Origin of the sequence: Clostridium celatum (assembly GCF_021412605.1) — a bacterium.
In the GTDB taxonomy this organism is placed as follows: domain Bacteria; phylum Bacillota; class Clostridia; order Clostridiales; family Clostridiaceae; genus Clostridium; species Clostridium celatum.
Window position 1 is genome coordinate 41,538 of the sequence record NZ_JAJKGM010000026.1, and the last position, 9,653, is coordinate 51,190.

At 25.6% G+C, this 9,653-nt stretch carries 10 protein-coding genes; 9 read left to right on the top strand and 1 reads right to left on the bottom strand.

Going from position 1 to position 9,653, the window contains the following annotated elements:
- Positions 1-264: 264 nt before the first annotated feature.
- Entirely contained in the window at positions 265-1,011 is a 747-nt protein-coding gene (locus LPC13_RS11355; protein WP_040419193.1) for an FAD-binding oxidoreductase, read from the bottom strand.
- Between the two features lie 296 nt (positions 1,012-1,307).
- Between LPC13_RS11355 and LPC13_RS11360 the strand changes: the two genes are divergently transcribed.
- The 9 genes from LPC13_RS11360 to LPC13_RS11400 all read left to right on the top strand — a co-directional run bounded on the left by LPC13_RS11360 (position 1,308) and on the right by LPC13_RS11400 (position 9,557).
- Entirely contained in the window at positions 1,308-1,538 is a 231-nt protein-coding gene (locus LPC13_RS11360; RefSeq protein ID WP_005212735.1) for a hypothetical protein, read from the top strand.
- Between the two features lie 377 nt (positions 1,539-1,915).
- On the top strand, positions 1,916-3,082 hold the full coding sequence (locus LPC13_RS11365; protein WP_005212737.1) for a hypothetical protein: 1,167 nt from the start codon (positions 1,916-1,918) through the stop codon (positions 3,080-3,082).
- A gap of 108 nt (positions 3,083-3,190) precedes the next feature.
- Complete coding sequence (locus LPC13_RS11370; RefSeq protein WP_005212739.1) at positions 3,191-4,090, top strand: D-alanine--D-alanine ligase; 900 nt, start codon at positions 3,191-3,193, stop codon at positions 4,088-4,090.
- Positions 4,091-4,105: 15 nt separating this feature from the next.
- Complete coding sequence (locus LPC13_RS11375; protein WP_394371328.1) at positions 4,106-5,539, top strand: aminotransferase-like domain-containing protein; 1,434 nt, start codon at positions 4,106-4,108, stop codon at positions 5,537-5,539.
- 198 nt (positions 5,540-5,737) lie between these two features.
- Positions 5,738-7,093: an MATE family efflux transporter gene (locus LPC13_RS11380; RefSeq protein ID WP_234088817.1), complete on the top strand. Its 1,356-nt coding sequence runs from the start codon at positions 5,738-5,740 to the stop codon at positions 7,091-7,093.
- A gap of 104 nt (positions 7,094-7,197) precedes the next feature.
- Complete coding sequence (locus tag LPC13_RS11385; protein WP_005212743.1) at positions 7,198-7,539, top strand: rhodanese-like domain-containing protein; 342 nt, start codon at positions 7,198-7,200, stop codon at positions 7,537-7,539.
- A 56-nt stretch (positions 7,540-7,595) separates the two neighbouring features.
- Complete coding sequence (locus LPC13_RS11390) at positions 7,596-8,348, top strand: hypothetical protein (RefSeq protein WP_005212745.1); 753 nt, start codon at positions 7,596-7,598, stop codon at positions 8,346-8,348.
- 168 nt (positions 8,349-8,516) lie between these two features.
- Positions 8,517-8,843, top strand: coding sequence for a hypothetical protein (locus tag LPC13_RS11395; protein ID WP_005212747.1), 327 nt, complete (start codon positions 8,517-8,519; stop codon positions 8,841-8,843).
- A 474-nt stretch (positions 8,844-9,317) separates the two neighbouring features.
- Positions 9,318-9,557 carry a hypothetical protein gene (locus LPC13_RS11400; protein ID WP_005212751.1) on the top strand — a complete coding sequence of 80 codons (240 nt, stop codon included), beginning with the start codon at positions 9,318-9,320 and terminating at the stop codon, positions 9,555-9,557.
- Positions 9,558-9,653 lie beyond the last annotated feature (96 nt).

The following is a 9,653-nucleotide window of genomic DNA, read 5'->3' on the forward strand; positions in this document are numbered from 1 at the left end:
ATAAAAAGAATTATTATGAATAAAAAATAAAAAAACTTTCATTTTTATAAAAGTTAAATTTGAAAATATAAAGAAATATAATTATTAATAGAAATTACTATATGAGAATATTTTAATGAATAAAAATAAGACATGATCTTTGAAGGCGTATAAAGAAATGCAAAACGGCAAATAAAAGTAAAATAATATTATAATTATCTTTATTTGCCGTTTGTGTTTATAAATGAATTTATTTGTTATTATTTTTTATATGAGAAAGAAAAGCTAGTTACTAAATAATTCATAATTAATTTTACTTTTATCTACACCTAGTTCAAGTAAAGTATTTTCAAGAGCTTTCATAAATGGAGGTGGTCCACAAAGATAAAAATCTGAGTTTAAATTGATATTTTTTTCAAAGAAATCTTTATTTACATAACCAGTAAAGTTATAGTCAATGCCTTCCTTATCAGTATCTAAAGGATTAGAATAAAAAACAGTATTTTCAACTCCTCTAATTTTAGCAATAGATTCTATATCCTCTTTAAATGGATGTAGGCTAGAATTTTGTACAGCTTGAATAAAGTGAATATTATTTCTTATAGACGATTCTTCATAAAGCATTGATAATAAAGGTGTAATACCTATACCACCTGAAATTAAAACTATATCATTATTTTTATTATTAATAGTAAATAACCCTGTAGGGATCATTGCTTCGATAGAGTCTCCGATATTAAGATTTTCGTGTAAGTAAGTACTAATTAAGCCACCATCAACTTTTTTAACACTTATTCTATAAATATCTTCATTAGGAAACATTGATAGACTATAGGTTCTAATTACATCTTTATATTTTGGATCATCTGTTTTAATTTTAAAAGGTAAAAATTGACCAGCTTTATGCTTTACAAGCTTGCCTCCATCTTTTGCTTTAAAATAAAAAGAAATTATACTAGGACATACGTCTACTTTATCTACTAGTACTAACTCTCTAAAACCTTTCCAAGAATTATTTAAATTATTATTCATAAAAACCTCCATAAAACTATTTGTTTATTAACTAATAATAATTATCTACTAATAATAAAAGAAAGTCAATATTTATATGAAGAGATTTCCAAAATTATTTACGTATAGTAGCTATCATTAATATTATATAAAGTATAATAAAATATATTTCGATTATAGAGATAATATATCAAGTTTTTAATTTACATTTAAGATAGTAAATAAAATTTTTTATTTTAAATTAGTGATTAAATATAAATGCTAAAGGAATAATAAATATTAATAACTTTAAATATTTTAAGTTTAGGAGGAATATTATGAGTAAAGATATATTGGATAAGTTAGAACTAAAAAATTATGAAAATTTATCAAGCAATAGAATCAATAACGATGAAATTAATATAAGTAGAGATTTAGAAAACTTTAAAATAGATGATGATTTTTCAAATGATGAATTTGTTGAGGATGAATTCAATATTATTGAAAATAATTCTTATATTGATCTATCTGATGTAGTAGGGGAGGATGGAGATACTGATAATAAGTAATTAGGTAAAAAATAAAATGGTTTATTAAGAGAATAAGGTAGTGATTATTTTCAAATTTTAATAAGCAAAAAATGTCTAATGAGATTTTATTATTCTTATTAGACGTTTTATTTTGTAGTAGTATTATTTTAATAAAGTATAATAAAATTTATTTTATATCTGAAGTAAATGTGAATTATTAATTTAATATAAGTAAACGTATTGATTATTACTATGAAATAATAATATACTATAAATATGTACTTATTGTAAAATTATACATTAGATTATAAGTTAATTAAGATAATGTATAAAAAACTATAAATAATTATGACAAAAATAAAGTGCAAATGGTAAAAATAAATTAAGCAGGGTATTTATGACGAGGGGATGAAAAAATGAATAGAAAAAAAATCATTGCATTAATAAGTGCGGTATTTATTAGTGTATCAGTAACAATGGTAGGATGTAGTACAAGCGTTATTGAAGAAAATAAAAACTTAGTAATATCAAAAGAAAATGTAAGTAGTAAAAGTGATTTAAAAATTGAAGAAACAACAGAAATTGTTTTTGAAACTGCTTTAGTTGATAATCAATATTCATTAAAAATAGATGAAAATGGAGATTTAGTAGTAGAACAAATAGAACCTAATATAGATAAAAATCTAGCTCTTTATGGTTTAGTTAATGTAGAAGAAAATACTGCTAACCTTGAATATTTAATTAGCAAAAGATATGAGGATTTAGGAAATTCAAGTATTCAGTTTTATGTAGAAAGTATAAGTGAAAATGAAGATAAAGTTATAATAAGAAATTATCTTAGTGAAGAAGGATATGAAATTGAGCGTACACTTATAGGAAATGGAAGTAATAAATATACCTTAGCAGAAAATATACTATTTGAACAAGTTATTAATGATGAAGGAGTGGTTACAAATATTATATGGCACAATCTTACTAATGAAACTGAAGGTAGTATAGAAGTTCCAGAAGAATATAAGGCTATTAGCGGAATAAATTTATTAGGAGATAAGGCTATATTATCAGCTTTACCAAATATAGATAGTGCGACATTACCAACAACCTTATTAATTGCTAATTTGGATAACGGTAGTATAGAAAAAGAAAGAGAAATAGGTGATTTTGGGTTTGTTTTACCAATAGATGAAGAAAGAGTTATATTATTAGGAGCTTTAGGAGAAGGAACTAGTGTTGATATATATAATGTTAATACTGAAGAAAAAAGTCAGTTATTTGAATATATATCTTATGAGTCTGAAGAAGAAGATTCACTTAATATTAGTTATATAGGCTTATTTCCAAGTAAAGATAAGATTTATTATTGTGAATATACTAATAAAATGGCATATATAAAAGTAGCTAAAATTAATGGTATGGGAATAGAAAAGCCTTTAACATTATGTGAATTAAACATTGAAGAGGAGTATATAGGTGAACCCCCAACAGTTGTTATAGGAAAAGATGAAAAAGAAGTTATAGTATATACTCAAAATTCACTTATTGGGGGAATAGAAAAATTCTATAAGATAAAATTAAATAAATAATAATTATAAGACCACAACCTTGAGAAAATACTTAAGGTGTGGTGCTTTTTTATTTTCATTTAAATCCATACAATAAAAATAAATAGTAAAAAAGAGGAGTGGATTTTTATGAGAATAGGAGTAATAATGGGTGGGGTATCAACTGAAAGAGAAATAAGCTTAAAGTCAGGAGAACAGGTAATAAAAAATTTAAATAAAGAAAATTATGAAGATATAATTCCTATAATAATAAACTCAAAAGACGAAGTAATAGAAAAAGTAAAGGAAATAGATTTTGCATTTTTAGCATTGCATGGTAGGTTTGGAGAGGATGGAACTATACAAGGAGTTTTAGAAACAATGGGTATTCCTTATAGTGGGTGTGGTGTGCTATGTAGTGCAATTTGTATGAATAAAGCGCTAACAAAAAGAATAGTAAGTACTATAAGAGTTCCTACAGCTCCATGGTTCACAGTGAAATCAATAGATGACATTAATTATGAAAAGATAAATGAGTTTAAATATCCAGTATTTATAAAACCTAATAATGGGGGTTCTAGTGTTGCAACATTTTTGGTGAAAAATAAAGAAGAAGTAGAGAATTCTGTAAGAGAAGGGTTAAAATATGATAAAGAAATAATTATAGAAAAGTATATTAGTGGTTATGAGATAACTTCTTTTATTTTAAATGGTGAGGTTTTTCCAACGGTAGTTATAAAAGCAAATAAGGGAGAGTTTTTTGATTATACTTCTAAATATAATGAAAGTGGAGCCAGTGAAGAAATAATATTTTTAGAGGCAGAGCTTCAAAAGAAGGTAGATGAAATTTCTAAAAATGTTTGGAATGTTTTAGGTTGCAAGAGCTATGCACGAGTTGATATGATAGTAAGTAATAATATTCCTTATATGCTTGAAGTAAATACACTTCCAGGAATGACAAAATCAAGTTTAATTCCTAAAAGTGCAAATGCAAGGGGATTAAGTTTTAGTGAATTGTTAGATAAAATAATTGAATATTCATTAGTTTAGGAGTTGAAAAGGTTGATATTTTCTAGTATAGATTTTAATGAAGATGAACCTATCTATTTACAAATTGAAAATTATATAAAAAATATGATAAATAATAATATGGTTGTGGCTAATGGAAAGCTACCTGCAACAAGAGAACTTTCTAGAATATTAGGTGTAAGTCGTAATTCTATAATAACAGCTTATGAAAATCTTGAAGATGAAGGAGTAGTATATACTGTTAAAGGCAAGGGAACATTTATATCTCCTAGTAAGTCAAAAACTGAAGAGGGCTGGCAGATTTCTTGGAATGACAAGGTAAATAATTATGGTAAATTGGCATTGGAGCTTGATATAGTTAAAAGTGAGATACCATGGGAAAAAAATTTAATATCTTTTAAAAGTATATCTCCAGATGGGGAATTATTTGATATGGAAGAGTTTAAAAAAGCATTTTTAAATAGAATTTCTATAGAAGGACATAAGCTTTTGAATTATGGTTATGCAAAAGGATATAAACCTCTTATGGAATATCTTTTAGAGTATATGAAAAGCAAAGGTGTTGATATAGAAGGTAAAGATATAATTATAACTAATGGATTTACTGAAGGGCTTGAAATGTTATGTGAAGCATATACAAGTCCAGGAGATAAGATTATTTGTGAAAATCCAACTCATAATACTTCGATTAAAATCATGAAGGTGCATGGAATTGAAGTTGTTGGAGTTAAAATGAATGAAGATGGTATAGATATTCTTGAACTTGAAGAAAAGCTTAAAGATAATAAGATTAAATTTGGATATTTAATACCATCATACCATAATCCAACTGGAATTGTGCTTAAAGGTGAAAAACGCTTTGAAGTGTACAATTTATTTAAGAAATATAATGTACCTATAATAGAAGATGGGTTCAATGAAGAACTTTTATACAATAGTACTCACGTTAGTCCTATTGCAGCATTAGATAAAGGTGGAAGCGGTGTTGTTTATATAGGAAGTTTTTCTAAAATATTATTTCCGGGAATAAGAGTAGGATGGTTGCTTGCAGATAAAGAAGTTATAAATATATTAGAAAGTGTAAAGAGATGTAAAAATATTCACACCTCTTTTTTAGATCAAGGTATACTTTATGAATATTTACGTTCAGGTGCTTTTGAAAAACAAATTAAAAAAGTAAGAAAATCATATAAAGAAAGATATGAGTTTGCATTAAAGTGTATAAATAAATATGTTAATCCTAAATTTATTTGGGGAGAAGGTGGGCTTCATATTTATATTGGAATAGAGGGAATAACTGGAAGAGAACTATTAAATCGATGCTATAAAAAAGGAGTAATATTTACTCCAGGAGATGTTTTTTCTATGGATAATGCTGGAGATTATACATTAAGATTAGGGTTATCTAGATTATCATTAAAGGAAATAGAAAAAGGAATTAAAATAATAGGGGAAGAATTAAAAAATTAGGTAATTTAAAAATAAGGTTATTTTAAAAATTTTTAATTTGAATATTAGGGGCTCATTATGTTTTAAATGTAGCCCTTTTTTATTTTAAAATTAATATTTAATTTCCTTTGCAATATTAATTAAAAAATGATATTGTATTAAATTGAGAAATGAAAATAGGGGGTAGAAAAAATAGTGGGACATGATAAAACTAATGATATGACTAAAGGTAATCCAGTTAAATTAATTTTAATGTTCTCAATACCATTATTAATAGGTAACATATTTCAACAATTTTATAGCATGGTTGATACAATAATAGTTGGTAGGTTTGTAGGAGTAGAAGCACTTGCAGCTGTTGGTTCTACAGGATCAATGGTGTTTTTAGTTAATGGATTTGTAACAGGTTTAACTAGTGGATTTGCAGTTTTAGTTTCCCAAAGATTTGGAGCAAAGGATGAAAAGGGACTTAAAAAAGCTGTAGGAAGCGCTATCATATTAACAGCTATTTCTGTAATTGTAGTTACTTTGGTAAGTGTAATTTCAGCTAAGCCATTATTAAGATTAATGAATACTCCTGAAAATATTATGAAAGATGCTACTACATATATCATAATTATTTATGCAGGATGTATTGCTACAGTTGCTTATAACATGATTGCAAGTATATTAAGATCTTTAGGTGATAGTAAGACACCTCTATACTTTTTAATTGTTTCATCAGTATTAAATATAGTGTTAGATCTAGTATTTATAATTAACTTTAAAATGGGCGTAGCTGGAGCGGCATATGCAACGATTATATCACAAGGCGTTTCCGCAATATTATGTTTTATATATACATATAAGAAATTTACTATATTGAGACTTAGAAAAGAAGATTTTAAAGTTAAAAAGAGATATTATCATAAACATTTAAAAGTAGGAATTCCTATGGCACTTCAATTTTCAATAACTGCAATTGGAATTATGACAGTTCAAGCTGCATTAAATGTATTTGGATCAACAGTTATTGCAGCGTATACAGCAGCTTCAAAGGTACTTCAACTTGTAATGCAACCAGCAATTACATTTGGTGTTGCTATGGCTACTTATTGTGGACAAAACTTAGGAGCTAAAAATTATAAGCGTATAAAAGATGGCGTTAAAGCATGTACTAAGATTTCAATAATAACAAGTATTATCGCAGGGGCAGTATTAATATTTCTAGGGAAATATTTTGTTATGATGTTTATAAGTAACCCAGATGCAGAAATACTAAAATATGCTCAAGAGGTACTTAATATATCAGCGATTTTCTTTATACCACTTGGATTAATATTTATTTATCGAAATGCTCTTCAAGGTATGGGCGAATCATTTGTACCAATGATGGCAGGAGTATATGAACTTGTGGCTAGAGCTATAGTTGCATTTACTTTACCAAGATATTTAGAGTTTACAGGAATATGTTTAGCTGATCCAGTGGCATGGTTTGCAGCAGTTATTCCACTAGGATTTACTTATTTTAAGAGAATGAAGCACTTAGTATATGAAGATAAAGAAGAGTTAAATATTAAAAAAGCAGAAGCATAAATATATAAATACTTCAATGTGAATTAAAAACATATTGAAGTATTTTTATATATTAAAAAATATAAATTGACCTTAAATGGGAGATTTATTTATAATTAATACAAATGAAAATTGAAGAAAGAGGTAGAATGATGAATTCATATAAAAGTATAAATAGTGAACAAGCAAAAAAATTAATAAAGGAAAATAAAGAACTATTAATTATAGATGTAAGAAGGTTTAGTGAGTATAAAACAGGGAAAATACATAATGCTATAAATATTCCTGTTGAAGAATTAGAATGGGAAATTGAAGATTTAAAAGAGCATCAAGATGATCCTATACTTGTATATTGTAAAGCAGGACATAAAAGTGCACTTGCTTGCGAGATGTTAAGTGAAGAAGGATTTAGTAATTTATATAATTTAGGGCAAGGTATATTGGGGTTTGATGGTGAACTAGAATAAAAGATAAGTAAAAAGTCTTTAAAATATAATAGTTGTCTTTGACATAGGGGGATACAATGACAAAAGCAAAAAAGATTATTAGAAATATAATTATAATGGTTGGAGTAGTAATTTTATTAGTTTTTTTAGGAAGTAGGATACAACAAAATAAAATTTTAAGAACTGAATTTACTGATAAAGTTAATCCTTATGAACAGACATTAGAAGAAATTTTGTATAATTCAAAGAAAATTACAATGAAGAAAAGGTTATTTTCATTTAGAAAGCATTACTATATATTGAGTGATGGAGTTTTAATAGGAGAAGTTACAGGGAAGTTATTTCCTGTTTTTGGGGACACTTTAAAATTAAAGGATGTTAATGGAGCTGTTATTAAAGAGGAAAGTCAAATAAAAAGATTAGGATTTACACAGGAAAAATTATTTAATATATCTATTAATAGATTAGGTAAAGTAGAGGATTCTAATGGTAATACAACAGGATATATTGGTGAAGAAAAGTTGCAGGATTTTTGGAAGTTAAAGCATATATTATATTTTTATGATGAAAACTATAATAAGTTAGGGAAGGGAATAGAGGAAAATCTATTTTTTAATAAGGATTATAATATTTTAGATAATAATAAAAATGTGGATTATATAATTGATGGTAAACATTTTAGTTTAACTGATGATACTACTATTGAAATTATAGATAGTTCAGATATTCCTATAGAAGATGCTATATTTTATACTATAATTGAGAAATCAATAAGTTCTAGTAAAACTAAAAGTTCAAGTTCGAATTCAGGTAAAAGCAATAAAAAATAATAATGATGGTAATGAAGATACTTTTAAGATTGAAATAAAGTAGCTTTAAAAATAGAGACTATTAACAGTTGATTTAATAGTCTCTATCTATTTTTAAGGAAATGTAACGAAAAAAAGAAAAATGTCATATCATGGGAATATAACAGTTATTGTATAAGGAATAAGAAAATGAGTAATTGGAATACATCATGTAGTTTAGATGATATTATTAGAAACTTAGATGAAGATGATTTGAATGAATATTGCTGTAACAATACAAGCGATACTGGGAATGTTAGTGATGTTGACGATACATTTTACTATTGTGAACTTCTAAACTTATTTCAGTGTTATACATCGCAATATATGAATTTAATATTTATAGTATTGTTTATGTATTGGTGGAATAATCAAGCAATGAACAGTTATTTAATGAACACAAATTGTCAATTAACTAATGCTGTAAGTGATTTATTACAAGATTGTTTTGAATGTAATTGTTGTAGTAAAAAATAAAAAAGAATAACAGAAATTTACTCAATTTAAATTTCTGTTATTCTTTTTTTGTTTTAACTATTTATAATAGAAGATAGAGAGATAAAATTTAGGCAATCTATTGTACATTGCAAGATAGGTGAAAAATTAATAATTTGACATAAATATAAAAAGATATTTTATTGTGTGTATTGTAAATATAGTTTCTAGGAATGAAATTTACTGATATAAAGTTTGTAAAAAAACTTGTAATTAATCAATTTGAAGATAGAAGTTTGAATTTAATAAAAATTAAATGTAAGAATAAATATATAATAATAGTATTATTTTAGAAGTACGTACTATTAATTAGAATGGAATTTAAAGGAGGAATAGATAGTAGCAAATCATGACTTTGGAGTAATAGATTATTTTGAAGAAAACAAATGGTATAGTGATTATGAACCAGAAAAGTATAATTGTATATCCATTAGTGATGAATTAATAGATGAGGTAATGAAAGGATACTTAGAAGAACTAGGTAATTTAAAAACGTATTTTCATGTAAAAAAACATCCAGCATTAGGATTAGATTATTGTGGAACTACAATCATACCTCCAAGGTCATTAAAAGAATTTAAAAAAATTATTATTAGTGCAAACAAACAATTTAAATCTAATGAATTGGATGAATTAATTAAGAAAATTGATGGTGCAATAAAGGAAAATAAGCATATAATTCATTACGGAATATAAAACTTAACCTATGGTTAAGTTTTTTCAGACTGCTGACAAAGTGTCAGTAGTCTTTAATTTTATACAAATATGTAATATAATTTAAAATATATTAAT